Here is a 25,545-nt window from a genome sequence, read left to right as displayed (position 1 = left end):
GCTCCAGACGCGTCTTCAGCGTCTTCAGCTTCTCCGCCTCGAGCCGTTCCAGTTCGGCCTGGGCCGTCTTGAGGTTATAGGTCTTCTTGGGCGCCTCAGTCTGCCCGCGCTGGATCTGTCCGGTCTTGCGCGTCAGATCGGCGCCGCCTCCCTTGATCACGCTCGAACTGTCGCCGCTGCCGGAGCCGCCCTGCATCGCCACCTTGAGCGGGGTCTTGAAATATTCGGCGATGCCCTCGAGATCACCTTTCGCCGTCGAACCGAGCAGCCACATGAGGAGGAAGAACGCCATCATCGCCGTGACGAAATCGGCATACGCGATCTTCCACGCGCCACCGTGGTGGCCGCCGGTGACCTTCCTGATGCGTTTGACGATGATCGGCGGTTTTTGCTCGCTCATACGCGGGACGCCCCCCGATCAGCGCGATTTCGCGCTCTTGACGTGGGTTTCGAGCTCGATGAAGGTCGGGCGCTCGGTCGAGTACAGCACCTTGCGGCCGAATTCCACGGCGATCGCCGGTGCGTAGCCATTCAGGCTGGCGAGCAAGGTCACCTTGATGCACTGCAGCATCTTGGTCGATTCGTGCTGCTTTTGTTCAAGCAGGCTCGCGAGCGGCCCGATAAACCCATAAGCCAGCAGAATGCCGAGGAAGGTGCCGACCAGCGCGCGCGCAATCAGGATCCCCAGTTCCGCCGGCGGCAGACCGACCGACTCCATGGTATGCACCACGCCCATCACCGCCGCGATAATGCCGAAGGCAGGCAGGCCGTCGCCCACCTTGGCGATGACATGGGAAGGAAGCTCGCCCTCGTGGTGATGGGTTTCGATTTCATTGTCCATCAGGTTTTCGATTTCGAAGGCATTCATGCTGCCGCTCACCATCAGGCGCAGATAATCGGTGAGGAATTCGACGATGTGGTGATCGGCCATCACCGCCGGGTATTTCGCGAACAGCGGACTGTTCTCAGGCGAGTCGACATCGGATTCCACCGACATCAGCCCTTCCTTGCGGATCTTGGTCAGCAACTCGTACAGCAGCGCCATGATGTCCATGTATAGCGCGCGGGTGTATTTCGATCCCTTGAATACGGTAGGCAGGGCCTTCAGGGTGGCCTTGATGGCCTTGCTGTTGTTGCCGACGAAGAAGGCGCCTGCTGCGCCTCCCGCGATCATCAGGAGTTCGACCGGCTGGAACAGCGCCGCCATGTGCCCGCCCGCCAGCGCGAAGCCACCGAAGATGCTGAACAAGACGACAATATATCCAACGATGACTAGCACAACCGTGTGTTCCTTTTGGCGGGGACATGGAGCGGAAGCTGTCCTGTCCACCCCGAAGTTTAAGCATGCGAAGCAAGCGCTCTCACCATGAGGATTCGACCGGCGCGGCGGAAACTTGATGGCTCAGAGACAGTATTTCCGCGTGGCGACGCCTACATCCGCCACGCATACAAGGTATGCCGTGCGCCTTCCGCCAGCGTTACGACGCGATCCGGCGGCTGCGCGTCCACGGCGAACGACAGGCTGACCAGCAGACTGCCGCTGCGCATCTGGGAGCGGGCCTGCCGCCACAACCCGGGCATGGCAGCGGGCGAAAGAAAAGCAAACACGACATCGAAATCCGCCAGACTGAGTTGAGCGTAATCGCGCCGCATGAAGCGCACCCGGCTGCCTGTCAGCCAGGCGCGCAAACGGCTGACGAGCCAGGGGGCGGGGGCAAGCTCGGTGCCATAAAAGCGGCCGAGCGGAAAGCGGCTTTCCAGATAACACGGCACGCCGCCAAATCCGCTGCCAAGATCGATGAAGCGGAGCGGCTGCGCCTGCGGCAGCAGCGACGCCAGCGCCTGTCTGGCTTTGCGGCTGGACAGATACAGCGGCACCCGGGTGCGGAAGGTGCTCCAGTAAAACGCAAGCAGCAGCAGGAATGCAGCCAGATGGAACCAGGCCGGCGCATCAATCCGTTGGGCCAGCAGGATGGCAGGCAGGAAACCGAAATGCAGCGGCGGCCACCAGGCCGGCTGCCGCCAGACGATGCTGAGACCGGCGGCGATGGCCCCTTGTATCAGGGCGAACTGCCACAGCGCGGGCTGGAATGAAAAAACGGTTGGCGGCAGGGTGTGCGGCAGCATCGCCAGCAGCACGGCGATGCACTGGATGACGAGCGACTGGAGACTGATCGGCAGGCGCGCCATCACCGGACTTCGGAGAGAAAATCCGTCAGGCGGCGGCGCTCAGTTCGGTCCTGGCCGCAGCTTTGGCTTTGCGGGTTTTCCCGGCGCGCGCCGGCATGTTGCAGAGGCCGCACACGTACTGGCTGTGCAGGTCGTCCGTATGCACCACGAAATGGCCGCCGCAGTCGCTGCAGACGGCAGTATCGAGCATGCGGCTTTCGAAGAAACGGTTCAGGGTCCAGGCGCGGGTGAAGCTCAGCACGGCTTCGATCTGGTTGGTGTGGAGATATTCCTGATACAGGCGATAGCTCTTGAGCACCGCTTCGATGCCGCTGCAATCGCTGTTCCTGGTGAGGTAGCGATGAATGTTGATGAACAGCGAGGAATGCACGTTGGGAAGCCAGGTCAGGAACCAGTCGGTCGAAAACGGCAGCATGCCCTTGGGCGGCGAGACGCCTTTGACTTCCTTGTACAGCTTGAGCAGGCGCTCGCGCGACAGCGAGGTTTCGGACTCCAGCACCTGCGGGCGGGCACCGAGTTCGATCAATTCGATCGCCAGTTGCGTATCGCGCATCTCGGTCAACAGACTTTTCTTGCTCATGGCCCCTCCCCTTGCTTGTTTTATTTCTTGCGATGCGAAATCAGGCAAACGCTTCCACAGCCTGGCCCGCCATCAGAATGGCGGCATGGGATTGCGCCAATGCACGATCCTTGGTGTAGCTGGTCAGCATGTTCAGCACCACGCCGTCGTCGAAGCGGAAACGCGACACCAGCATGCCGGAAGCGGCCAGCTTGAGGATTTGCGCCGGGGTCAGCGCCTCGATCAGGTCGGCCACGTCCTGGCTGATGCCCAGGCGAAAAACGGCGGTCGCCTTGTCGTGCCGGATCATGTTTTGCGCGAGCATCAGGTAGTTGAGATTGACATCGCGCATCTCGTCCAGCATTTCGTCCAGTTTCATTTGCTTGCCCTTCTTCGTTGAATTTTTTTCGAATTCACACTTAAGTCAGCGTGGTGAATTCGTTTTCGGACGACCCCCGGGAAAGTTAACGTAGAGATGCGCTGTATTGCCGGACGGAACCCGGGCGAATCATGGTGTAGGCGTTTGTCCTACATGGCGCGGCGGGCAGATCGAAAACCGGGCCATGCCGGGCCGCAAGCGCGCGCCGGCCGATCGTCGGATCAACAGGAATTGTCATAAACAACAAAGGACTACAACAGGAGAGCGCATGGATCGCGAAGCCGGCGAACCCCGCGTATAAAAAAGCCGGCCGGCCGCCTCAACTGCGCTTGTAAATATCCTCGAAGCGCACGATGTCGTCTTCGCCCAGATAAGAACCCGACTGCACCTCAATCATATGCAGGTCGACCTTGCCGGGATTCTCCAGGCGGTGCGTCGTGCCGAGCGGAATATAGGTGGACTGGTTCTCGGTCAGCAGCATGACCGCCTCGCCGCAGGTGACGCTGGCGGTACCGGACACCACGATCCAGTGCTCGGCGCGGTGGTGATGCATCTGCAGGCTGAGCTTCTCGCCCGGCTTGACCATGATGCGCTTGACCTGGAAACGCTCGCCCTCGTCGATGCCCTCGTACCACCCCCAGGGCCTGTGCACCTGCTTGTGGACCAGATGCTCGCAGCGCTTTTCGGCTTTCAGGCGGTCGACCAGTTTTTTCACGTCCTGCACCTGGTCCTTGTTCGCCACCAGCACCACGTCGGCGGTTTCCACCACCACCAGGTCGGACACGCCGAGCATCGCCACCATGCGCGTTTCGGCACGGACGAAGTTGTTGCTGGCGTTTTCCAGCATGACGTCGCCGCGGGTGGCATTGCCCTGCGCGTCCTTGACCGCCACTTCCCATAATGCCGACCAGGCGCCGATGTCGTTCCATGCCATGTCCGCCGGCACCACGGCGGCGCGGCGGGTATGCTCCATCACCGCGTAGTCGACCGACTCCGACGGGCAGGCCTCGAACGCGGCGGGATCAAGGCGCACGAAATCGAGGTCGGGGATGGCGGCATCGAGCGCAGCACGACTGGCCTCCAGGATGTCCGGGCGCAAAGCCTGCAACTCGTCGAGAAAATCCGCCGCCCGGAACAGGAACATGCCGCTGTTCCAGAAATAGTCACCGCTCGCGACGTACTGCTGCGCGGTATCCAGGTCGGGTTTTTCGACGAAGCCCGCCACCTGGTACGCGCCGGCGCAGCCCGGCAGCAACGCGCCCTTGCGGATGTAACCGTAGCCGGTTTCGGGGGTGGCGGCGACAATGCCGAAGGTAGCCAGATGCCCTTTTCCTGCCGCTTCGGCGGCACTGCGGATGGCAGCATGAAAGGCCGCGACGTCGCCGATCAGGTGGTCGGCCGGCAGCACCAGCATCAGCGCGTCGGGATCGTCGCGCGACAGCATCAGCGCAGCCACAGCGATGGCCGGTGCGGTGTTGCGTCCCGCCGGCTCCAGCACGATGGCATGCGGCACGGTGTCGATCTGGCGCATCTGCTCGGCAATCATGAAACGATGTTCGACGTTGCACACCATCAGCGGTGCCGCCATTTCCGGCATGTCTGCCAGACGGCTGACTGTGTCCTGCAACAGGCTGCGGTCGCTGGCGAGCGGCAGCAGCTGCTTGGGCAGGGCCGCGCGGGACAAGGGCCACAGGCGCGTGCCCGAGCCGCCGGAAAGGATCACGGGATGGATGGTGGTCATATCGTGTGCTCGGCTAAAAAAATCATTTCGTCGATTGAGGCAAGTTCCGTTCCAGGCACAGGGCGAGCGCGCTTTCCCAATCGGGCAGACGCACGCCAAAGCAGGTTGCCAGCTTGTCGCAGTTCAACTGCGAATTGGCCGGGCGCACTGCCGCCGTGGGATAACCCGAGCTCGGGGTCGCCGTGAGCCGGGCCAGTTTCGTGTCCGCCGTCGCCATGTGCGCCAGGATGGCCGCGGTGAAGCCGTGCCAGCTGGTGCGGCCGCCGCAGCTCAGATGATATATCCCGGATGCTGCAACCCGATCGGGGCGGTCCAGCCAGCGCGCAACCGTCAAAGCGCTGGCTTCGGCGATCAGGCGCGACCAGGTCGGCGCGCCGAACTGGTCGTCGACCACCGTCAGGACGTCGCGCTCGCGCGCCAGCCGCTGCATGGTGAGCAGAAAGTTGCGGCCGCGCAGGCCGTAGACCCAGCTGGCGCGCAGGACCAGATGCGGAGTGCCGCTACGCTGCACCGCCTGCTCGCCCGCCAGTTTGCTCGCGCCGTACACGCCAAGCGGGTTCGGCACGTCCGTTTCCGTATACGCGCCCGGTTTGTGTCCGTCGAACACGTAGTCGGTGGAAAAATGTACCAATGGAACGCCGCAAGCGGCGAGTTCGCCGGGTGCATCCGCATTGATGGCCCGCGCCAGCTCTGGTTCGGATTCAGCCTTGTCGACCGCGGTGTAGGCTGCCGGGTTGACGATCAAATCCGGCGCGATCGCCGCCACCGTGCGACGGATGCTTGCCGTATCGGCGAGGTCAAGGAGGCTGCGGCCGGCAGCGATCACCTCGCCCAGCGGCGCCAGCGTGCGCTGCAATTCCCAGCCCACCTGGCCGTTGACGCCGGTGAGCAGGATTCTCACGCAAACACCTCGCACTCGGCCAGCGGCAAGCCGGCCCGGTCCTTGGCGGACAACAGCAGCTCGCCCTGCAGCGGCCAGGCAATGTCGAGCGCAGGGTCGTTCCATAGCAGGCTGCGCTCGAACTGTGGCGCGTAGTAGTCGGTGGTCTTGTAGAGAAACTCGGCATGCCCGGACAGCACCAGAAAACCGTGCGCGAACCCCGGCGGAATCCACGCCATCTCGTGCGTGTCGGCCGACAGGCAGAAGCTGGCGACGCGCCCGAAATACGGCGAGCTGCGGCGCAGGTCGACCGCCACGTCGAACACCTCGCCCGCCGCCACGCGCACCAGCTTGCCCTGCGGCTGCCGGATCTGGTAATGCAAGCCGCGCAGCACGCCCTTGGCCGAACGCGAATGGTTGTCCTGCACAAACTCGGCGGCTATGCCGGCTTCGGAGAAAACCCTGTGGTTGTAGCTTTCGAAAAAAAAACCGCGCGCATCGCCGAACACCTGAGGGCGTAGCAACAATACATCCGGATGCTGGGTTGCGACCACCTCCATCAGAACACCCGCTCGTTCAGCACATCCATCAGGTACTGCCCGTAGCCGTTCTTCATCAGCGGATGTGCCAATACCTGCAGCTGCGCGGCGTCGATGAAGCCCTGGCGGTAGGCGATTTCCTCGGGACAGGCGATTTTCAGGCCCTGCCGCTTCTCGATGGTCTGGATGTAGAGCGCCGCCTCGATCAGCGAATCGTGGGTACCGGTGTCGAGCCAGGCCTGGCCGCGTCCCATCACCTGCACGTCGAGCCCGCCCCATTCCAGGTACTGGCGATTGACATCGGTGATTTCCAGTTCGCCGCGTGGCGAGGGCTTCAAGTCACGCGCGATGTCGATCACCCGGTTGTCGTAGAAATACAGGCCGGTGACGGCATAGCGCGACTTGGGCTTGGCGGGTTTTTCCTCCAGGCTGACCGCGCGTCCGGCAGCGTCGAACTCGACCACGCCGTACCGCTCGGGGTCTTGCACCGGATAGGCGAACACGGTGGCACCGTGTTCGCGCTGCCCCGCCGCGCGCAGATCCTGGCTGAGTTCGTGACCGTAGAAGATGTTGTCACCCAGCACCAGCGCGCTGGAGCCGTTGCCGATGAAATCGCTGCCGATGAGGAAAGCCTGCGCCAGCCCTTCGGGCTCCGCCTGCACTGCATACCGAATGTTGAGCCCCCATTGCGCACCGTCGCCCAGCAGCTGCTCGAAGCGTGGCGTGTCCTGCGAGGTCGAGATCAGCAGGATGTCGCGGATCCCCGCCAGCATCAGCGTGGTCAGCGGGTAGTACACCATGGGCTTGTCGTAGACCGGCAGCAGCTGCTTGGAGACCGCCTGCGTGACGGGATACAGGCGGGTGCCGGAGCCGCCGGCGAGGATGATGCCCTTGCGTGTGTTCATACCTGATGATCTGCGTAATTCCTGGACACCCAGTTGCGGTATTCGCCGCTGGTGAGGTGGGCCACCCAGTCCTGGTTGGCCAGGTACCAGGCCACCGTCTTGCGGATGCCGCTCTCGAAGGTTTCGCTCGGCGTCCAGCCCAGTTCGCGCTCGATCTTGCCGGCGTCGATCGCATAGCGCTGGTCGTGGCCCGGACGATCCTTGACGAAGGCGATGAGGCGGGCATGCGGCGTCACCGGCGAGCCCGGGTGCAGCTCGTCGAGGATGGCGCACAGCGTCTTCACCACATCGAGATTGGTTTTCTCGTTGCAGCCGCCGATGTTGTAGGTCTCGCCCACCCTGCCCGCTTCCAGTACGCGCCGGATCGCGCTGCAATGGTCGCTGACGTAGAGCCAGTCGCGAACATTGCTGCCATCGCCGTAGATCGGCAGCGGATTGCCCGCCAGCGCGTTGTGGATGACCAGCGGAATGAGCTTTTCAGGAAACTGCAGCGGCCCGTAATTGTTCGAGCAGTTGGTGGTCAGCACCGGCAGGCCGTAAGTATGGTGGTACGCCCGCACCAGGTGATCCGACGCGGCCTTCGAGGCCGAATAGGGGCTGTTCGGCGCAAACGGCGTGGTTTCGGAAAACGCCGGATCGTTCGCGCCGAGCGAGCCGTACACCTCGTCGGTCGACACGTGCAGGAAACGGAACGCCGCCTGCTCGGCCGCGGGCAACCGGGACCACCAGGCGCGCACCGACTCCAGCAGATTGAAGGTGCCGACGACATTGGTCTGGATGAATTCGGCCGGGCCGTGAATGGAGCGGTCGACGTGGCTTTCCGCCGCGAAATTGACGATCGCGCGCGGCCGGTGTTCGCGCAGCAGCGCTTCGACCAGATCGCGATCGCCGATATCGCCCGCAACGAAAATATGCCGCTCGTCCTCACGCAGCGACCGCAGGTTGTCCAGATTGCCTGCATACGTCAGCTTGTCGAGATTGACGACGGGCTCGTTGCCCGCCGCCAGCCAGTCGATAACGAAATTGGCGCCGATGAACCCCGCGCCGCCGGTGATCAGAATCATGCCGGACTCAGGGCTTTCCGGTTTGCGAGGACGGCGCGAAACCGCTGGCATAGACAACTTTTTCGCTGGCGCGCAGTTTTCCGATTTCGGCTTCCAGCAGGGTTTTGCGTTTCTCGCTCAGCACGACGCGCTCGATTGCGGCCCTGGCCTGCTCCAGCGTGACGGGCTGCGCCTGGCTGCCCTGCAATTGCAGCACGCTGACACGATTCCCCCCCATCGGCACCACCACCACCTGGCCGTCCTTCATGTTGATCAGCTGCGCCAGCATGGGGGCAGCAATCTGTTCCGCCGGCTTGACCGCCGCGCCAGTCTTGCCGGCGATCCCCTGCGCACGCAGCCAGTCGGCAAACTCGGCCAGCGTGCGGCTCTGCTTGAGCTGCGCCTCGACCTCGGCAACGCGCGCCGGTGCCAGTTGCAACTCCAGTTCCTGGATGCGGTATACCTTGCGCTGCGCGAACAATTCGGGATGCTTGGCGTAATAGTCCTGGATTTCCGTGTCGGCAGGCTGGGCCATGTCTTTGAACAGGCGTTCCATGTACGCCTCGACCAGCACCTGACGCTGCGCCTGCTGCATTGCCAGGGCAACCTCGGGAGTCTGCTCCAGCCTGGCCTTTTTGGCTGCCTGGCTGACCAGGTGCTGATCGATCAGGGCTTCCAGCACCCTGCCGCGCGCTTGTGCGGACTCGGCCGCATTCAACTCGCCCAGACGGGCCACTGCACGCCCCAGCTCGACCTCGCCGATTGCGTCGCCGCCTACCGTTGCCGCAATGCTGTCTCTGGCGGTCGTGGCCGGCTGTTCGCAGGCGGCCAACGACAAGGCTGCAACGGCCGCGAGAAAGTACCTGCGATAGATGTTCATTGACGCTCCGGTCATTCAGAAAAATCGCCGGTATGGTGCGGGATTCCGCGGCGTTCGGCAAGTTGGGGGCGGTCAGCAGGCAAGGAACTAAAGAAAAAAACGATCACTGCCGTAATGCAGAATCACTACCTCAGACTGAAATTTCATACCGCTGGCGCAAGCCGTTTACTGGCCTATATTCAGACTATGTAGAACCTGGTACAGGGTTTGTCCTTGGGCGCTCCTCCTCCTGCCACACCGGGTTTTTTGCGGCGCCTTGGGCGCCGCTTTTGTTTTACGGCCCGCCGGACTGCCGGGACCGTCTTAGCGGCCCGGCTCTTCAGCAAACGCCCTCACCCCGGCCGATGCACGCGCTTGACTGAGCGCTTCGGCCGCCTTTTCCTTGGCCGTCTGCAGCCTGGCTGCCTGCTCATCTTTGGTGGATTGCGCCGCCAGAGCGAGTTGCTCCTCGCGTTTGGCCTTCTCTGCCTTCTCTGTCTGCTGCCGCTGCGCGCGCAACGCCTCCTGGCGCTCGCGTGCGGCCTGTTCCGCCTGGGCTGCTGCTTCCTGGCGGGCCCGCGTCTGAGCGGCCTCTGCGGCTTGCCGGTTTTTGCTTTCCCTGATCGCCTGCAGGCGCGCCTGCTCAGCGTCTCGCTTGCGCTCTGCTTCCTCTTGCGCCTTCTGGGCATCGAGGCGGGCACGTGCCTCCTTGATGTCGGCGCGGATCTGCGCCCCGGTCTGGCGGATGCGCTCGCCTATCGCGGCCAGATCATCGGCGGAGATGGCCGGGGTTTCGGGCACAGCCTTGCCAAGTTCTGTGTCGGCAGCCTGGACGCAGACTGACAGCAGCATTGCCAGCGTGGCGGCGGCACGCGATGCGTAGTGGGCGTTCATGAATTTCCTTCCGTCTCGGCAAACAGACCGCAGGCATCGTTTTGCCCGGTTCTCCCATCTTCATGAAATTGAAAATGGGAGCGCCGCCAGCAACCCGATAGCGCCTGCCGCTAGGAAGGTTTACGGTCACGCATGCACGAAGCTTTACGGGAAATTACGCCGCCACGGCCTCTTCAAACTCCAGGCCGACCTTTCCGCTGGCGTCCAGATCGATCGTCACCCGCCCGCCCTGCGCCAGCCTGCCGAACAGCAGTTCATCGGCCAGCGCCTTGCGGATGGTGTCCTGGATCAGGCGTGCCATCGGCCGTGCGCCCATCAGCGGGTCGAAGCCGTGCTTGGCGAGATAGGCCTTCAGCGCGTCGGTGAATACCGCCTCGACCTTCTTCTCGTGCAGTTGCTCTTCCAACTGCATCAGGAACTTGTCGACCACCTGCAGGATGACCGGCTCGGTCAGCGGCGCAAACGGGATGATCGCGTCCAGCCGGTTGCGGAATTCCGGCGTGAACATGCGGCGGATTTCGCCCATCTCGTCCCCGCTTGCGCGCGAACCGGAGAACCCGATGGTCGATTTGTTGAGCATTTCCGCGCCCGCATTGGTGGTCATGATGAGCACCACATTGCGGAAATCGGCCTTGCGCCCGTTGGTGTCGGTCAGCGTGCCGTGATCCATCACCTGCAACAGCACGTTGAAAATGTCCGGGTGGGCCTTTTCAACTTCATCCAGCAAAACAACGGCATAGGGATGTTTGTTAATGGCCTCAGTCAACAATCCGCCCTGGTCAAAACCGACATAGCCGGGAGGCGCGCCGATCAGCCGCGACACCGCATGACGCTCCATGTACTCCGACATGTCGAAGCGGATCAATTCGACTCCCAGCACATAGGCCAGCTGTCTGGCAACCTCGGTCTTGCCGACTCCGGTCGGGCCGGAAAACAGGAAATTGCCGATCGGTTTTTGCGGATCACCGAGACCGCTGCGCGACATCTTGATTGCCGTCGCCAGCGCATCGATTGCGGCCTCCTGGCCATACACCACGGCCTTCAGATCGCGGTCCAGCGTCTTCAGCGAGTTCTTGTCGTCGGACGACACGGTCTTGGGCGGAATCCGCGCAATCTTGGCGATGATGTCCTCGATCTCGCGCGGCGTGATGACGCGCTTTTGCTTCGATTTCGGCAGGATGCGCTGCGCCGCGCCCGCCTCGTCGATGACGTCGATCGCCTTGTCCGGCAGATGGCGGTCGTTGATGTAGCGTGCCGCCAGTTGCGCCGCCGTGGTCAGCGCCGCCGCCGTGTATTTGACGCCATGGTGGTCCTCGAAGCGCGACTTCAGGCCGCGCAGGATCGCCACGGTTTCGTTGACCGAGGGTTCCGGCACGTCGATCTTCTGGAAGCGCCGCGACAGCGCATGGTCTTTCTCGAAAATGCCGCGGTATTCGGTATAGGTCGTCGCACCGATACAGCGCAACTGCCCGGACGACAGTGCCGGCTTCAGCAGGTTGGAGGCATCGAGCGTTCCGCCGGATGCCGCCCCGGCGCCGATCAGGGTGTGAATCTCGTCGATGAACAGAATGGCGCTGGGATTGTCGGACAGCTGCTTCAACACGCCTTTCAGGCGCTGTTCGAAGTCGCCACGGTATTTGGTGCCGGCCAGCAAGGCGCCCATATCCAGGGCATACACCGTGCTTTTCCCCAGAATTTCAGGTACCGACCCCTCGATGATGCGGCGCGCCAGACCTTCGGCTATCGCCGTTTTGCCCACCCCGGCTTCGCCTACCAGCAAGGGATTGTTCTTGCGCCGGCGGCACAGGGTCTGGATCACGCGTTCCAGTTCCTGGTCGCGTCCGATCAGGGGGTCGATCTTGCCGGCCAATGCCTGCGAATTCAGATTCTGCGCGAAACTGTCGAGCGGAGAAGCCGCCGGTGCTTCGGCATTGGTTTCCGTCGCCTCGTCGGGACGTATCGGCTCGCTCTGCGGGGTCTTGGTGATGCCGTGAGAGATGAAATTGACGATATCAAGCCGCGTCACGCCCTGCTGGCTGAGGAAATACACCGCATGCGAATCTTTCTCGCCAAACACTGCCACCAGCACGTTGGCGCCGGTGACTTCCTTCTTGCCTGACGACTGCACGTGCAGGATGGCACGCTGGATCACGCGCTGGAAACCGAGCGTCGGCTGGGTGTCGACCTCGCCCTCGCCCGTCACCTTGGGCGTGTGTTCCTCGATAAATTTGCCGAGCTGTTCGCGCATGGCCTCGATGTTGGCGCCGCAGGCGCGCAACACTTCCACCGCCGAAGGGTTGTCCAGCATCGCCATCAGCAGGTGCTCCACGGAAATGAATTCGTGGCGCTTCTGCCGTGCGTCCATGAATGCCATGTGCAGCGTGACTTCGAGTTCCTGGGCAATCATCTAACTTTCCTCCATCGTACATTGCAGCGGATGCTGATGCTGCCGCGCGAAATCCACAACCTGCTCGACCTTGGTATGAGCGATATCCCTAGGGTACACCCCGCACACACCTACGCCCTCAGTATGCACTTTGAGCATGATTTGTGTCGCCCGTTCTTGGTCGATGCCAAAAAACTTTTTCAGGACAAGCACCACGAACTCCATTGGAGTGTAGTCGTCATTCAGCAGTAAAACCTTGTACAGGGGCGGCGGCTTCACTTTCGCCGCGGCTGGTTCCAGTAGGGTACTGCCTTCTCGCTTGGTTGCCATAGCAGGAATAAGCCCGGGTCACTGGCTTTATTTTGAGGTGATGAGAGGAATTTTCAAGCCCGCTGTAAGTAGGGCCAAAGCCTCGACGGAGATGCGAGGGGAACGGGGGTGGCGGAGAGGGTGGGATTCGAACCCACGGTAGGCTTGCACCTACGCCTGATTTCGAGTCAGGTACATTCGACCACTCTGCCACCTCTCCGGCGGCGCGTATTGTAACCGAGCCAGGCAGTTTGCTGGACGAAAATTTCGCACTCGGTCAGACTGCGCCCATGCTCACCATAAAAACAGGGGGGTCGATCGGGAGGCTCGCTGCGCTGGTGCTGGCTTTGGCGCTGGCTGCCTGCAGCCGTTCCCTGCCCCCGCCCGAAACCACCGGCGAGTTACGGGTCGGCGCACGCAACAGCCCGGCCACCTATTACATCGCCCACAATGGCGAGGCCGCCGGATTCGAGCATGACTTGATGGTGGCGTTCAGCCGGTCGCAGAACTGGTCGCTCAGCTGGACCGAAAAAAGCCGCCCCGAAGCGCTGTTCGAACTGCTCGACACGCACCAGATCCACTTGGCGGCGGCGGCCCTGCCGCTTGCAGTCGTGAAGGATCGCCACCTGATTGCGGGTCCGGTGCTGTTTGAAACGCCGGTCCACATCGTTTACCGCGCCAGCGACAAAGCGCCGCGCAGCATGGCGGACTTGCCCGGCAAAAGGCTGGCCCTGATTATCGGCTCCGGGCATACGCCCATGCTGATGCGCTTGCAACGCAAGCATCCAGAACTTGCCTGGTCGGCACTGGACAACGTCTGGCCGGAGGAACTGCTCGCGCAGCTGCGAGCCGGCAAATACGACGCGGTGGTCATCAACGGCATGGATTTCGATCCGATGCGCAATTTCTACCCTGAACTGGCGGTTGCGTTCGACATCGGCGATACGCAGAAAATCGTATGGGCGTTGCCCCCCCACAGTTCGCAGGCGCTGCGCAATGCGCTGGCGCGCTTCGTCGAGCAGTCGCGCAAGGACGGCACCATCAAGCGCATTTACGAGCGCTATTTCGGCCACGTCAAGCGGCTGGACAGCACGGATATCCTCGGCATCCTGCAGCGCCGCCGGCAACGGCTGCCCGAACTGCGCCAGCATTTTCACGAGGCGCAAACCCTCACCGGCATCGACTGGCGCCTGCTCGCCGCCATCGGCTATCAGGAATCGCAATGGAATGCATTCGCCACCTCGCCGACAGGGGTGCGGGGGCTGATGATGCTGACCGGGGAAACGGCCGACCGCATGGGAATCACCGACCGCCTCAATGCGCGCCAGAGCATTCTTGGAGGTGCGCGTTATCTGCTCATGTTGAAAACAGCCCTGCCCGACCGCATCGCCGAGCCCGACCGCACTTGGCTGGCGTTGGCCGCCTACAATCAGGGACAGGGGCACATGGAAGACGCGCGCCGCATCGCGCAGGCGCGCAACGGCAGCCCGGACAGCTGGGCCGACGTCAAGGAGGCTTTGCCGCATCTAAGCCGGGGCACCTATGCCAGCACCATGAAATACGGCTATGCGCGCGGCGGCGAGGCGCTGCATTTTGCCGAAAACATCCGCAACTATTACGACATCCTGCTGCGGCTGGAGCCGGAATACAACCCGTTGATCAATCTGGGCGACAGCGAGGAAGGCCTGCCCATCGGGCCGGGCTGAATCAGACGGCGGTCAGCCGCTCCACTCCGCCCATCCACGGGCGCAGCGCCTCCGGCACGATCACACTGCCGTCGGCGTTCTGATAGTTCTCCAGAATCGCCACCAGCGTGCGCCCCACCGCCAGCCCGGAGCCGTTCAGCGTGTGCAGCAGTTCCGGCTTGCCCTGCCCCGCCTTGAAGCGCGCCTGCATGCGGCGCGCCTGGAAGGCCTCGAAATTGGAGCACGAGGAAATCTCGCGGTAGGTGTTCTGCGCCGGCAGCCACACTTCGAGGTCGTAGGTCTTGGCCGCCGAAAATCCCATGTCGCCGGTGCACAGCAGCATCCTGCGGTACGGCAGGCCGAGCTTCTGCAGGATCGCCTCGGCGTTCGCGGTCAGCGCTTCCAGCGCAATATAGGACTCCTCGGGGCGCACCATCTGCACCAGCTCCACCTTGTCGAACTGGTGCTGGCGGATCATCCCGCGGGTGTCGCGGCCGTAGGAGCCGGCTTCCGAGCGGAAGCACGGCGTATGCGCGACGAACTTCAGCGGCAGCGCTTCGGCGGCGACGATCTCGTCGCGCAGCAGGTTGGTCACCGGCACTTCGGCGGTGGGGATGAGGTAGAGCCTGTCGGCATCCGTGCATTCCTGTTTGGCGTGGCGCGGCACGTGGAACAGGTCTTCCTCGAACTTCGGCAGCTGCCCGGTGCCGCGCATCGAATCGGCGTTCACCAGGTAGGGCACATAGACTTCCGTGTAGCCATGCTCCGCCGTGTGCACGTCGAGCATGAACTGGGCGAGCGCCCGGTGCAGCCGCGCCAGCGGCCCTTTCATCACCGAAAAGCGGCTGCCGGTGATCTTCACCGCGGCGGCGAAGTCGAGCTGGCCCAGCCCTTCGCCAATGTCCACATGGTCGCGCACCGGGAAATCGAATGTTTTCGGCGTGCCCCAGCGGCTTACCTCGACGTTGGCGGTTTCGTCCAGGCCGTGCGCCACCGACTCGTGCGGCAGGTTCGGCACGCCCATCAGGAAATCGCCGAGTTCAGCCTGCAACTCGGACAAACGCGTTTCCAGCTGCTTCTGCTCGTCGCCCAGCCCGGCCACCTCGGCCATCACCGCGGTGGTGTCCTCGCCCTTGCCCTTCAGCATGCCGATCTGCTTCGACAGGGTGTTGCGGCGGCTTTGCGCCTCCTGGGTGCGGGTCTGGATCGTCTTGCGCTCGGCCTCCAGCGCGTCGAAACGCGCCGCGTCGAAGGCAAAACCGCGCGCGGCGAGGCGCTCGGCTACAAGGGCTGCGTCTTTACGCAGCAGCTGGATATCAAGCATGGGAATTCAGATCAAAATAATGCAAAAAGGGATTGTCCGCGAAATTGTTTCGCCGGGATGAACCGGGGTGAGCTTCTTCATGACTGTTTTGGCTGCAAGGGCAGCACACGCAAACGTGTTCGGTTCGGGTCCACGGTCAGCAATGCGCCCTCTTCCAACTCGGTCTCCATCTGCTTCAGGGCGGCGGCAAGCTGTTTGCCGATTGCATCCGGGCTGACATCTTCAGCACGGATTTGTACCACACTGGGTTTCTCGCCCTGAGTCACGGCAAGGATCGCACCGAAATCCAGATCGTGGGTCAGCACCACATAGTTGTTCATTCTGGCGTAGGCCATGATCTCCGAGTCCGGCGCATTCATCGCGCCAAGCGTTGACCAGTGCACCGCTTCGAAGCCGAAACCCGCCAGCATCCCCGTCCAGCGTGGCGACAGGTTCATGTCGACGAGCAGTTTCATGCGTTGCCCAGCATGACCTCGCGTTCTTCGGCGCGCCATGCGGCATACCGAAGCGCCTGCATGATGTCCTCGCGTTCCAGGTAGGGATAATCGGCGAGCACGTCATCGATGCTGTGCCCTGCGCCGATTTGCCCCACGACCATGCCGACCGTAACGCGCATGCCGCGGATGCACGCCTTGCCGCCCATCACATCAGGCTGTTGGGTAATGCGATCCAGATGCTCCATGCGCCACTCCTTGGTTGAAACGCGCCATCGTCATCAATGACGCCGACAAGGATAAAATTTAATACGCTACTGGTATAGAGCGAGACCGCCCGCCCTGCCAAACCCGCCCGAAAGCCATGCATCACACCGCGCTCCAGCTTCCGTCCGGGTGTCGTTGCGCGCGCGGCGAGACGCTCGGCGACGAGAGCTGCGTCTTTACGCAGCAGCCGGATATCAAGCATGGGAATTCAGATCAAATAAGGCAAAAAGGGATTGTCCGCGAAAATCCTGGCACACCGCCACTCATGCCGCAGCGCGATCAGGTGACCAAGGATGAATTTTATCCAGTTCGCCAGCCAGCGCATCCTTCGTCATTTCCATGTCGTAACGCGCCTGGCCGCGCAGCCAGTAGCCTTCGGACAAGCCGAAAAACCGGCACAGCCGCAAATCGGTATCGGCCGTGACCGAGCGGCGACCGGCCACGATTTCGCCGATGCGCTGCGGCGGCACGCCGACTTCCTTGGCCAGCCGATACTGGCTAAGGCCCATCGGCTTCAGAAATTCTTCCAGCAGGATTTCGCCGGGGTGAATCGGAGAGAGTTTCTTCATCGCGCACGCTCCTCAGTGATAGTCGACGATTTCCACATCAAGCGCCTGTCCGGCTTCAAAACGGAAGCACACACGCCATTGATCGTTGATGCGAATGCTCCATTGTCCTTTACGGCTGCCCTTCAAGGCTTCCAGACGGTTTTGCGGCGGGATGCGCAAATCCTCGACGCGTTCCGCCCATTCCAGTTGTTCCAGCTTGCGCCGGGCGACACGTTCGATGTTGACGAAGCGCGGCACCCGTTTGCGCTCAAACAGTGCCTGAGTGTCGCGGCAGCGAAACGACTGAATCATGTCTTGATCATAACGCGTGGCGTGATTAACGTCCAGCGTGAATATGCATCACGTCGCGCTGTAACTTCCGTCCGCGTGTCGTTGCGCCCGCGCCACCGCCTCCAGCGCGGCCAGCAGGCCGGGCAGGGTTTGGGCGAGGCCGCGTTTGCCGGTGAAGCGCGCGGCCAGCGCGGCCGCCTGGATCGGCGCGCCGGCGTCCCGCAGCACCTGCGCCACCGCGCCGAGCTGGCCGGGCAGGTCGGCGGGCCAGGGCAGTTTGGCGGCCGGGGCGGCCGCGGCTGCGGCCGCGGGCAGATCCAGCTTCTGCGACGTGGCGGCAGGCGCGGAGCGGGTTTGAAACGCCGGGCGCAGCCAGCATACGCTGCCGTCGGCTTCCGCGCGGGCGCGTTCGGCGTTGAGCGCGACCAGGCGTTCGAGCAGCGTCGCGTCGTCCGGCAAATCGCTCCAGCCGTAAGCCGCCAGCACCGCTTCGTCCAGTTCGTCGTGCAGCTGCTTCAGCACCGCGACCAGCCCCTGTTCGTGGATGAGCTTGTCCCTGGCGGCGAGCGCTTCGCCGCTGCGCAGTTTCGCCAGCACGTTGTACATCCCGGTCAGTGTCAGCGCCGGGTGCGCGACCTGCTGGCGCTTGCGGTGGGCGTCGAGGTCTTCGGCCAGTTTGCGGATGCGGGCCTGCTGCTCGGGCGTGGCGGCGGGGAAAGGGAAAGGCTCGAAGCAGCGGGTCTTGTTGTAGCGGGGGTCGTTGCCTACGCCGAGTCTGCCGCCCGCCGCCAGCGCCCAGACGCCATGCACGCGGCTGGACAGCACGCCGAGGGCATAGGCGTCGTCGAGCGCGATGCAGATCAGTGCCTGGTCGGGAAGAATGGTCGAATCGAGAAACTGGAATATACGGTGCTTTGCCGTGACAGGCGTTGCGATATACCGGTTCAGGCCCGCCAGGGACGCACGCATGGTCGGCTGATTTTCACCAAACAACCACCAGTTATCCCGATAGGTGGCGCGAGAATTGTGGTCCCGCTCTGGCTTGGCGCGGTCGTACAGCCATTGCCAGACAAAGGGGTGTTTGCTCCTGAGTTCGGCTTCGCTCAGGCCAAACGTATCTATTACCAGAATGCCGCGTGCCCTGTCGGCGAGGTCTTTACCGTTGCGGTATTGGCGAATCAGTCCCGGCGCGTCGAGCCGTGCCGCATCGTCCGCAGAGACGGTAAACCCTGCCGCAAGTAACTGGACGCCTCGGTTCGCGACATTTTCATTCGCCCGCAGACTTTCAACTCCCGCCACGTTCGCGCCGACGGTCAGGTCGGGGTGAATCAGCCCGCTTGTCTCGGCGAGTTCGACGGCCACCTCGCCCTCTTCGCCCGGCGTTTCGTTCGTCACGCGCAGCAGGCGCTCCGCCCCGTCGCCTGGCGCGGCCACCGTCATCGCCACCCGCACCGCGGCGCCGTCGGCGCTGTCGACCCAGGGGTGGTCGGGGATGGCGAAGGCGAGGTGGAGGGAGCTTCCCTCACCCCCGGCCCCGCTTGCGGGGCGTAAATGGGCTTCCAGCACGCGCCGGTTGAAGGTCTGGGTGAGGCTGTTGGTGGTGATGAAGCCGAAGCGGGCGATCCGGCCGGCGGCCAGCAGTTGCGCGGCGCAATGCCACCAGAACATGACCAGGTCGGCGGATTCGGGCACCGCCGGGTACGCGGCGCGCAGGGCTTCGACGTAGCCGTCGCCCAGCGCCTGGCGCATCGACGCGGCGCCGATGAAGGGCGGGTTGCCGACGACGTAGTCGGCGCCGGGCCACGCGGCCGGGCGCGGGCTGCAGTAGCGTTCGAGGGCGACGCGGGCGCTGTCGTCGGGCACCATTTTCCCGGTGACCGGGTGCGGCTTCAGGGTCTTGCCGTCCCAGCGGGTAAGCGGCGCGCCGGCTTCGTCGCGCACGGGTTCGATGGCGTCCCATTCGAGCACGGCGTCGCGGCATTCGATGTTCTTGAAGTCGCGCAGCACCGGGGTGGGCGGCTGGGTCCGGCCGCGGGTGCGGAAGTGCCATTGCAGGTGGCCGATCCACAGCACCAGTTCGGCGACGGCGGCGGCGCGCGGGTTGCGCTCGATGCCGAGGAACTGGTGCGGGTCGACCGCCAGGCCCTCGGTTTCGAGGGTGTGCTGGGCGTTGAAGGCGTCGAGCTGTTCGAGGACTTCGCCTTCGAGCCGCTTCATGTGTTCCAGCGCGATATAGAGGAAATTGCCGGAGCCGCAGGCCGGGTCGAGCACGCGGGTCTGGCACAGCGCGCCGTGAAAATCGCGCACCAGTTTGAGCGCGCCCTTGTGGTCGCCGCCGTCTTCCAGCGAAATCGCGGCGGCCTGGATATTGGCCCACTGCGCCCTGAGCGGTTCGATGACTGTGGGCATGACCAGGCGTTCGACGTAGGCGCGCGGAGTGAAGTGGGCGCCGAGAGCGTGGCGCTCGTCGGGGTCGAGCGCGCGCTCGATCAGGGTGCCGAAAATCGCCGGTTCGACGTGCTTCCAGTCCTGCTTTGCGGCGGCGAGCAGGGTTTCGATCTGCGCGCGGCTGAGCGGCAGCGCGTCCGGGGTCTTGAACAGCTTGCCGTTGAAATGCGCGACCCGGGCCTGCAGCGAAACCGCGAACTGGCCGCGGTCCATCGCCCGCCACAGGTCTTCGAGGTTGGGTTGCAGCGCGGCCGGGCTGGCCTGCGCCTGAAGCAGCAGCCGGGTGAACGCGCCGGCGGGCAGCAGCTGCACGTCCTCGGCGAACAGGGTGAAAAGGCAGCGGGTGAGAAAGCCGGCGACGTCGTGCGAGTCGTGGCCGGCCTGCTCCAGTTCGCGCGCGAGACTGCCCAGATGGCCGGCGACCGCGCGGGTGACGCGGGCGGAGACGAGTTCCGGGTTGAGCGCGTGCGGATCGAGCCAGACCTGGCGCAGGCGTTCGCGGATGGCGTCGTCCGCGAGGTCGGCGATGGCGATCTTGTACGTCGCGCGGTCGGGAAACATCTCGTAGGCGCGGTCGTTGTCCTTGAACTGCGCATACAGGGCGATGAAACGCCCGACGTTGACCACCATCAGGATCGGCGGGCGCGGCTCGGATTCGGGCAGGTTGCGGGCGTAGCTTTCGGCCTGGCTCTTGGCCTTGAACAGCTTGCGTTCTGCGCCAAGACCGCGCACAGCGCGAGCGTCTGGCGGCGTACCCCTTGCGGGTGCCGACGTTTCAGCATCCCTGCCGAGGGCGAAACTCTTCGCTTCGCAGATGAAACGGCCGCGATGGTAGGTGTCGATGTAGCGCGCCGTGCCCGCGCTTGCGCCGTCGCGCGCGTCGATGTAGCGCTCGTTGACGTAGGCGTTGTGCCAGTCGTCGGCCAGCGCCGGCTGCGGCTTGCCGACCCCGAGCAGATCGCACAGGTCGTTGAAGAACAGGGGGTAGTTGGCGCGTTCGCTGCCGTCCGCCCCGTTCCATTTGGCGATGAAGTCGTGCGGGGTCATGGATTTCAGAGTTTGAGTATCGGGCCGGGGTATTGCGCGATCAGCGTGTCGGCTGTGAGCAGGGTGATGCCTTCGACCGTTGCCTGCGCGACAAGAATACGATCGAACGGATCCTTGTGGATGGGTGGCAGGCTTTCAATGAACACCGTGTGTTCACTGGTAATGGGCAATTCCAGATAGCCGTTATCCAGCAGGCCTCGACGCAATACTCTGGCATCGACCTGAAAATCTGCGCGCCCAAGGCCACGCTTGATTGCTATTTCCCACAGGCTGGCCGCACTGAACAGCAGTTCGTTATCCGGGTCATCCAGCAAGGCCCGTGCGTCAGGAGGCAATTGATCGGGCGAACCCGCCGCCCAGAGCAACACGTGCGTATCCAGCAGCAGCTTCATCCTTCGGCGCCAAAAAGCTGCTCGATGGCTTCGGCGCCCATGCGGTCGAAATCGTCCGGCACGGCAATCTGACCCGCCATGAAACCAAGGCGTTTGGCCTGCCCGGTCGCGGGTGCATCCAGCCGGGTGACCTTGACCAGAGGTTTCCCGGCCTTGGCGATAATGAAGGCTTCGCCTTGCACCGCCTGCTCGATCAGCTTCGACAACTGGGTTTTGGCTTCGTGAATATTGACGGTATGCATGATCGCCTCCGGTTAAACTAAGTTTTGTTAGTCTAGTTTGATTAGCCCGGGATGGGAAGTCCTGACCAGTCGGCTCAGGCCGCTTCGACCATCCCCACCGCCTCTTCCACATCCACCGCGACGATGCGCGACACGCCGGGCTCCTGCATGGTGACGCCGGCGAGATGCTGGGCCATTTCCATGGTGACGCGGTTGTGGGTGATGAAGAGGAACTGGGTGTGGTCGGACATCGCCTTGACCAGGTTGCAGTAGCGCTCGGTGTTGGCATCGTCGAGCGGCGCGTCGACTTCGTCCAACAGGCAGAACGGCGCCGGGTTGAGCTTGAACATGGCGAACACCAGGCTCAATGCGGTGAGCGTCTTCTCGCCGCCGGACAGCAGATGGATCGAGGCGTTCTTCTTGCCGGGTGGCTGGGCGAACACCTGCACGCCGGCGTCGAGCAGTTCGTCGCCGGTGAGAATCAGCCGCGCCTGACCGCCGCCGAACAGCTTCGGGAACAGTTCACCCATGTGCCGGTTGACGGTGTCGAAGGTCTCCTTCAGCCGGGTGCGCGATTCCTGGTCGATGCGGCGGATCGCGTCCTCCAGGGTGGTAACGGCTTCCAGCAGGTCGGCGCATTGGGCGGCGAGGTAGTCGGCGCGTTCCTGCGCCTGGGTGAGTTCGTCCAGCGCGGCGAGGTTGACCGCGCCGAGCGCGGCGATCTCGTTTTGCAGGCGGGTGATCTCGGCCTGCAATTGCGCGGGCCTGGGACTGTCGGCGAGGCCCGATTCGAGGCTGGCCTCGTCGGCCGCCGCCTCGCGCAGCTGCAGCTCGAACTGCGACTGCATCAGCATGGCCTCCTGGTCCTTGAGTTTCAGTTGCTCGATGCCGCGGCGCAGCGGGTCGAGCCCCTGCTCGCAGGTCATGCGCGCTTCATCATGGCCTCTGAGCTGCGCGGTCAGGCCTTCCACTGCTTCACGCGCGGCGGCCAGCGCGGCTTCGGCCGCGGTGCGAGCGGTCAGGGCAGATTGCAGTTCGGCATCCAGCGCGTCGGCGGGCAGGCGGGCGAGTTCTTCGCGCGCCTGGGCAAGGCGCGTCTCGTCGTCGGCGATTTCCTGCTCGATGCGCGCCAGCATTTCACCGAGTTCCCTGATCTTGTTGCTGCAGGTGGTGAGCGCGAAGCCGGCCTCCTGATGGCGCCGTTCGGCGGCGCGCTGCAGTTCGCGCGCCTCGAACACGGCGCGGTCGGCCTGATCGCGCTGCTGGCGCGCGGCGTAGAGCGCCTCGCGCGCATCGTCACCCTGCGCGCGGTAGTCCTTGAGACGGGCCTCCAGCATGTCCAGCGTGGCGTGCTCGCTGGTGTGTTGATGGATGACTTCTTCCAGTTCCTGGGCAATCTGCGCCGCCCGGCTCTGCACCCGCTCCACCGCCTGCTGCAGGCGCAGCAGCTCCATTTGCGCGGTGTGGTGGCGGCTTTGCGTCTGCCCGGTCTGCGCGCGCAGCGCCTGGATTTCGCGCTGGCGGTCGCTGTAGCCTTGCTGGGCCTCGGCGTGGGCGGCTTCGAGCCAGGCCGCTTCCTCGCGCAGGCGAGCGGCGTCATCGGCAAGCCGCTCGAGCTCGCGCCCGCGCGCCAGAATGCCTTCCACCGCCGTGTGCGGGCCATGAAAGGTGACGCTGTGGCGGGTGAATACATGGCCCTGTGGCGTCACCGCGCATTCGCCGGCCGCGAGGCTGGCGGCCCGGCCGCGTGCAGCCTCCGCGTCGTTGGCCCAGTAGACGCCGGCGAGCCAGTCGGTCAGCGCCGTCCGGGCTGCGCCATCGTCGCTGGCAATCTTGCTGACAAGCAGTTCCGCCGCGACCGGTAGCGTAGTCCCGTCGCCCGCCCACACCGTGAGCCGCGCCGGCGGCGCATCGGCGAACCAGTCGGGCGTCGCCTCGGCGGCCACCGCCTGCAGGCGTTCGCGCAGCACCGCTTCGACCGCCGCTTCCCAGCCGGGCGCGACGGAAAGTTTTTCCCACAGCCGCGGCACGCTGTCCAGGCCGCGGCTCCGCAGCCAGCCGCCGAGCTTCTCGTCGGCCTTGAGGCTTTCCTGCAATTTCTTCAATGCGGCGAGCTCGGCTTCGGTCTGGTGCAGCGTCTTGCGCGCGGTTTCGAGTTCGCGCGTGTGCTGCGCGCGCGCGGCGTCAAGTTCGGACAAGGCGGTTTCGGCTTCCTTGAGGCCCGTCTGCGCAGTCGACAATGTCTGCGCCAGTTCCTCGACTTCGCTCTGTTTTTGCGCCAGCCCGGTGGTATCGGTGCGCGGCAGCTGCGCCTGTTCCTGGGCGAGCCTGCGCTGGCGTAGATCCAGCTGTTCGAGCTGGCGTCTGGTGTGGCCGAGGCTGTTTTCGTCGACCTGGCGCGCCTGATCCAGTTGCGAGACCACGCGCTGCGCCTCGCCCACCGCCTGCTGCGCCTGGCGCAGGGCGGCGTCCTTCTGCGGCAGCGTGCTGTCGGTGGCCTGGCGCGCGGCGGCCTCGGCCTCGGCAAGCACGGCCTCGAGGCCGGGCTGCTGTGCGTTCACCTCGTCCAGCGCTTCCGCAGTCGAACCGCGGCGCGCCTGTTGTGATTCCATGCGCGCGCCCAGTTCCTGCACCTGGCGAACCAGGCGCTCGCGGGTGGCGTTCTGGTGCGTCATGGCCTGCTCGATGCGCGCGACCTCGGATTGCGCCTGGTAATACGCAGCCTGCGTGGTGTTGAGTGTGTCCTGCCCGGCGAACTGGGTCTGGCGCGCGGTTTCCAGGGTCGCTTCGATATGGCGCAGGCGCGCGGTTTCGGCTTCGAGCCGGTTCTGCGCCTCGGACAGATCCTTGTCGATGCGCGCGCGCTGCTGCGCGGCATCGTGCTTGCGGGCGAACCACAGGCGGTGCTGGGCAAACGTCAAATCTGCCTGAAAGCTGCGGTAGTGTTGGGCGACCGCAGCCTGCGCGGCGAGCTTTTCGACCTGGCTCCCGAGTTCGCGCTGGATGTCCTCGACGCGGTTCATGTTGTCGCGCGCGTCCTTCAGCCGGGCTTCGGTTTCCTTGCGGCGTTCCTTGTACTTGGAGACGCCCGCGGCTTCTTCCAGATAGCCGCGCAGTTCTTCCGGCCTGGCCTCGATCAGACGCGAGATCATGCCCTGCTCGATGATGGCATAGGCGCGCGCGCCGACCCCGGTGCCGAGAAAGAGGTCGGCAACGTCACGCCGCCGCACCCGCATGTTGTTGATGTAATAGGTGGAATCGCCGCTGCGGTCGAGCACGCGCTTGACCGAGATTTCGGCGTATTGCGACCACTGGCCGGCGGCGCGGCCGAGTTCGTTGTTGAACGCCAGTTCGACCGAGGCGCGCGACGCCGGCTTGCGGCTGGTGGAGCCGTTGAAGATCACGTCCTGCATGGTTTCGCCACGCAGGTGCTTGGCCGACGATTCACCGAGCACCCAGCGCACCGCGTCGATCACGTTCGACTTGCCGCAGCCGTTCGGCCCCACCACCCCGGTCAGCTGCGCGGGGACGGGAATCACGGTGGGATCGACGAAACTCTTGAAACCGGCAAGTTTGATGTGGGTTAAACGCAAGACAGCGGAACCTTGGCTTTTATAATGGGGTCTCCAAACGCCCTTGAGGGGTCGTTTTTGTTGCCGCCATTCTACACCGAGCCTTTTTATGCCTTCCACGCCCGCCAAGACCCTCGAAACCTTCCCCAACCCGAAAGTTGAGCGCGACTTTCACATTCACATGGAAATCCCTGAATTCACGTGTCTTTGCCCGAAGACAGGACAGCCGGATTTCGCCACGCTGATGCTCGACTACATCCCCGACAAGCAGTGTGTGGAACTCAAAAGCCTGAAGCTCTACATGTGGAGCTTCCGCGAGGAAGGGCATTTTCATGAAGACGTGACCAACCGGATACTCGACGATCTGGTCAAGGCGACGAAGCCGCGCTTCATGCGGCTGACCGCCAAGTTCTACGTGCGCGGCGGGATCTTCACCAACGTGGTCGCCGAACACCGCAAGAAAGGCTGGCAGCCGGCGCCGCGCGTCGACCTGACGCAGTTCGAGCATCAGTCGAACACACGCGGATAAGGGCCTGATAATGCTGATTTCGCACCTGCGTTGCCGCGAGAAAGCGATGGATGCAAGGCGCGTCGCGCTGGCAAGGGCCATCCCTTGCCAAGCGGCGCAACGC

26 protein-coding genes and 1 tRNA gene are annotated in these 25,545 nt (G+C 63.8%); 2 read left to right on the top strand and 25 right to left on the bottom strand.

Features of this window, described 5'->3' with window-relative positions:
- The 15 genes from Q0L94_RS11205 to Q0L94_RS11135 form a co-directional block, all read right to left on the bottom strand.
- Positions 1 to 400 (bottom strand): flagellar motor protein MotB (locus Q0L94_RS11205; protein WP_296753306.1); only part of this gene is annotated, 400 nt, incomplete at its 3' end.
- A gap of 18 nt (positions 401 to 418) precedes the next feature.
- Positions 419 to 1,279, bottom strand: coding sequence for a flagellar motor stator protein MotA (gene motA / locus Q0L94_RS11200; protein ID WP_296753304.1), 861 nt, complete (start codon positions 1,277 to 1,279; stop codon positions 419 to 421).
- A gap of 152 nt (positions 1,280 to 1,431) precedes the next feature.
- Positions 1,432 to 2,190, bottom strand: a complete 759-nt coding sequence (locus tag Q0L94_RS11195; RefSeq protein ID WP_296753302.1) for a class I SAM-dependent methyltransferase — start codon at positions 2,188 to 2,190, stop codon at positions 1,432 to 1,434.
- A 25-nt stretch (positions 2,191 to 2,215) separates the two neighbouring features.
- Positions 2,216 to 2,770: a flagellar transcriptional regulator FlhC gene (flhC, locus tag Q0L94_RS11190; RefSeq protein ID WP_296753300.1), complete on the bottom strand. Its 555-nt coding sequence runs from the start codon at positions 2,768 to 2,770 to the stop codon at positions 2,216 to 2,218.
- A 40-nt stretch (positions 2,771 to 2,810) separates the two neighbouring features.
- On the bottom strand, positions 2,811 to 3,128 hold the full coding sequence (flhD, locus tag Q0L94_RS11185) for a flagellar transcriptional regulator FlhD (protein WP_296640729.1): 318 nt from the start codon (positions 3,126 to 3,128) through the stop codon (positions 2,811 to 2,813).
- 319 nt (positions 3,129 to 3,447) lie between these two features.
- A complete protein-coding gene (locus tag Q0L94_RS11180; RefSeq protein WP_296753298.1) occupies positions 3,448 to 4,869 on the bottom strand; it encodes a mannose-1-phosphate guanylyltransferase/mannose-6-phosphate isomerase in 1,422 nt (473 codons plus the stop codon).
- 22 nt (positions 4,870 to 4,891) lie between these two features.
- Positions 4,892 to 5,770, bottom strand: a complete 879-nt coding sequence (gene rfbD / locus Q0L94_RS11175; protein WP_296753296.1) for a dTDP-4-dehydrorhamnose reductase — start codon at positions 5,768 to 5,770, stop codon at positions 4,892 to 4,894.
- The gene (rfbC, locus tag Q0L94_RS11170) at positions 5,767 to 6,309 is read right to left on the bottom strand and encodes a dTDP-4-dehydrorhamnose 3,5-epimerase (protein WP_296753294.1); all 543 of its coding nucleotides are present in this window, start codon (positions 6,307 to 6,309) and stop codon (positions 5,767 to 5,769) included. Before rfbC ends, rfbD begins: the two co-directional genes overlap by 4 nt.
- A complete protein-coding gene (rfbA, locus tag Q0L94_RS11165; protein ID WP_296753292.1) occupies positions 6,309 to 7,193 on the bottom strand; it encodes a glucose-1-phosphate thymidylyltransferase RfbA in 885 nt (294 codons plus the stop codon). Before rfbA ends, rfbC begins: the two co-directional genes overlap by 1 nt.
- Positions 7,190 to 8,257: a dTDP-glucose 4,6-dehydratase gene (rfbB, locus tag Q0L94_RS11160; RefSeq protein ID WP_296753291.1), complete on the bottom strand. Its 1,068-nt coding sequence runs from the start codon at positions 8,255 to 8,257 to the stop codon at positions 7,190 to 7,192. The genes rfbA and rfbB overlap by 4 nt, the downstream gene beginning before the upstream one ends.
- Before the next feature lie 7 nt (positions 8,258 to 8,264).
- The gene (locus Q0L94_RS11155; RefSeq protein WP_296753289.1) at positions 8,265 to 9,116 is read right to left on the bottom strand and encodes an EpsD family peptidyl-prolyl cis-trans isomerase; all 852 of its coding nucleotides are present in this window, start codon (positions 9,114 to 9,116) and stop codon (positions 8,265 to 8,267) included.
- Between the two features lie 303 nt (positions 9,117 to 9,419).
- Complete coding sequence (locus Q0L94_RS11150) at positions 9,420 to 9,989, bottom strand: hypothetical protein (protein ID WP_296753288.1); 570 nt, start codon at positions 9,987 to 9,989, stop codon at positions 9,420 to 9,422.
- A 154-nt stretch (positions 9,990 to 10,143) separates the two neighbouring features.
- Positions 10,144 to 12,396 carry an ATP-dependent Clp protease ATP-binding subunit ClpA gene (gene clpA, locus Q0L94_RS11145; RefSeq protein ID WP_296753286.1) on the bottom strand — a complete coding sequence of 751 codons (2,253 nt, stop codon included), beginning with the start codon at positions 12,394 to 12,396 and terminating at the stop codon, positions 10,144 to 10,146.
- Positions 12,397 to 12,705: an ATP-dependent Clp protease adapter ClpS gene (gene clpS, locus Q0L94_RS11140; protein ID WP_296753285.1), complete on the bottom strand. Its 309-nt coding sequence runs from the start codon at positions 12,703 to 12,705 to the stop codon at positions 12,397 to 12,399.
- 109 nt (positions 12,706 to 12,814) lie between these two features.
- Positions 12,815 to 12,904 (bottom strand) — tRNA-Ser (locus Q0L94_RS11135).
- A 70-nt stretch (positions 12,905 to 12,974) separates the two neighbouring features.
- On the opposite strand from Q0L94_RS11135, the gene mltF reads away from it, so the two are divergent.
- Positions 12,975 to 14,390, top strand: a complete 1,416-nt coding sequence (mltF, locus tag Q0L94_RS11130) for a membrane-bound lytic murein transglycosylase MltF (protein WP_296753283.1) — start codon at positions 12,975 to 12,977, stop codon at positions 14,388 to 14,390.
- Position 14,391: 1 nt separating this feature from the next.
- Here mltF and serS read toward each other — a convergent pair whose 3' ends face one another.
- From serS to smc, 10 genes are all read right to left on the bottom strand, one after another.
- A complete protein-coding gene (serS, locus tag Q0L94_RS11125; RefSeq protein ID WP_296753282.1) occupies positions 14,392 to 15,693 on the bottom strand; it encodes a serine--tRNA ligase in 1,302 nt (433 codons plus the stop codon).
- Positions 15,694 to 15,770: 77 nt separating this feature from the next.
- The gene (locus Q0L94_RS11120) at positions 15,771 to 16,148 is read right to left on the bottom strand and encodes a DUF5615 family PIN-like protein (RefSeq protein ID WP_296753280.1); all 378 of its coding nucleotides are present in this window, start codon (positions 16,146 to 16,148) and stop codon (positions 15,771 to 15,773) included.
- Entirely contained in the window at positions 16,145 to 16,375 is a 231-nt protein-coding gene (locus tag Q0L94_RS11115; protein ID WP_296753278.1) for a DUF433 domain-containing protein, read from the bottom strand. The genes Q0L94_RS11120 and Q0L94_RS11115 overlap by 4 nt, the downstream gene beginning before the upstream one ends.
- Positions 16,336 to 16,596, bottom strand: a complete 261-nt coding sequence (locus Q0L94_RS11110) for a hypothetical protein (protein WP_296753276.1) — start codon at positions 16,594 to 16,596, stop codon at positions 16,336 to 16,338. Before Q0L94_RS11110 ends, Q0L94_RS11115 begins: the two co-directional genes overlap by 40 nt.
- 61 nt (positions 16,597 to 16,657) lie before the next feature.
- On the bottom strand, positions 16,658 to 16,963 hold the full coding sequence (locus Q0L94_RS11105; protein WP_296753275.1) for a HigA family addiction module antitoxin: 306 nt from the start codon (positions 16,961 to 16,963) through the stop codon (positions 16,658 to 16,660).
- Between the two features lie 12 nt (positions 16,964 to 16,975).
- A complete protein-coding gene (locus Q0L94_RS11100) occupies positions 16,976 to 17,254 on the bottom strand; it encodes a type II toxin-antitoxin system RelE/ParE family toxin (RefSeq protein ID WP_296753274.1) in 279 nt (92 codons plus the stop codon).
- Between the two features lie 48 nt (positions 17,255 to 17,302).
- Positions 17,303 to 20,728 (bottom strand): DNA methyltransferase, encoded by a 3,426-nt coding sequence (locus Q0L94_RS11095; RefSeq protein ID WP_296753272.1) that lies wholly within the window; start codon positions 20,726 to 20,728, stop codon positions 17,303 to 17,305.
- Between the two features lie 5 nt (positions 20,729 to 20,733).
- Entirely contained in the window at positions 20,734 to 21,120 is a 387-nt protein-coding gene (locus Q0L94_RS11090; RefSeq protein WP_296753271.1) for a type II toxin-antitoxin system VapC family toxin, read from the bottom strand.
- Entirely contained in the window at positions 21,117 to 21,362 is a 246-nt protein-coding gene (locus tag Q0L94_RS11085; RefSeq protein WP_296753270.1) for a type II toxin-antitoxin system prevent-host-death family antitoxin, read from the bottom strand. The genes Q0L94_RS11090 and Q0L94_RS11085 overlap by 4 nt, the downstream gene beginning before the upstream one ends.
- A gap of 74 nt (positions 21,363 to 21,436) precedes the next feature.
- Entirely contained in the window at positions 21,437 to 24,934 is a 3,498-nt protein-coding gene (smc, locus tag Q0L94_RS11080) for a chromosome segregation protein SMC (RefSeq protein ID WP_296753269.1), read from the bottom strand.
- A gap of 88 nt (positions 24,935 to 25,022) precedes the next feature.
- Between smc and queF the strand changes: the two genes are divergently transcribed.
- Complete coding sequence (gene queF, locus Q0L94_RS11075; protein ID WP_296753268.1) at positions 25,023 to 25,442, top strand: preQ(1) synthase; 420 nt, start codon at positions 25,023 to 25,025, stop codon at positions 25,440 to 25,442.
- Positions 25,443 to 25,545 lie beyond the last annotated feature (103 nt).

Source organism: Thiobacillus sp., from assembly GCF_024708915.1.
The sequence above is the reverse complement of the archived record's forward strand: the minus strand, read 5'-3'. Positions and strand labels throughout refer to the sequence as shown.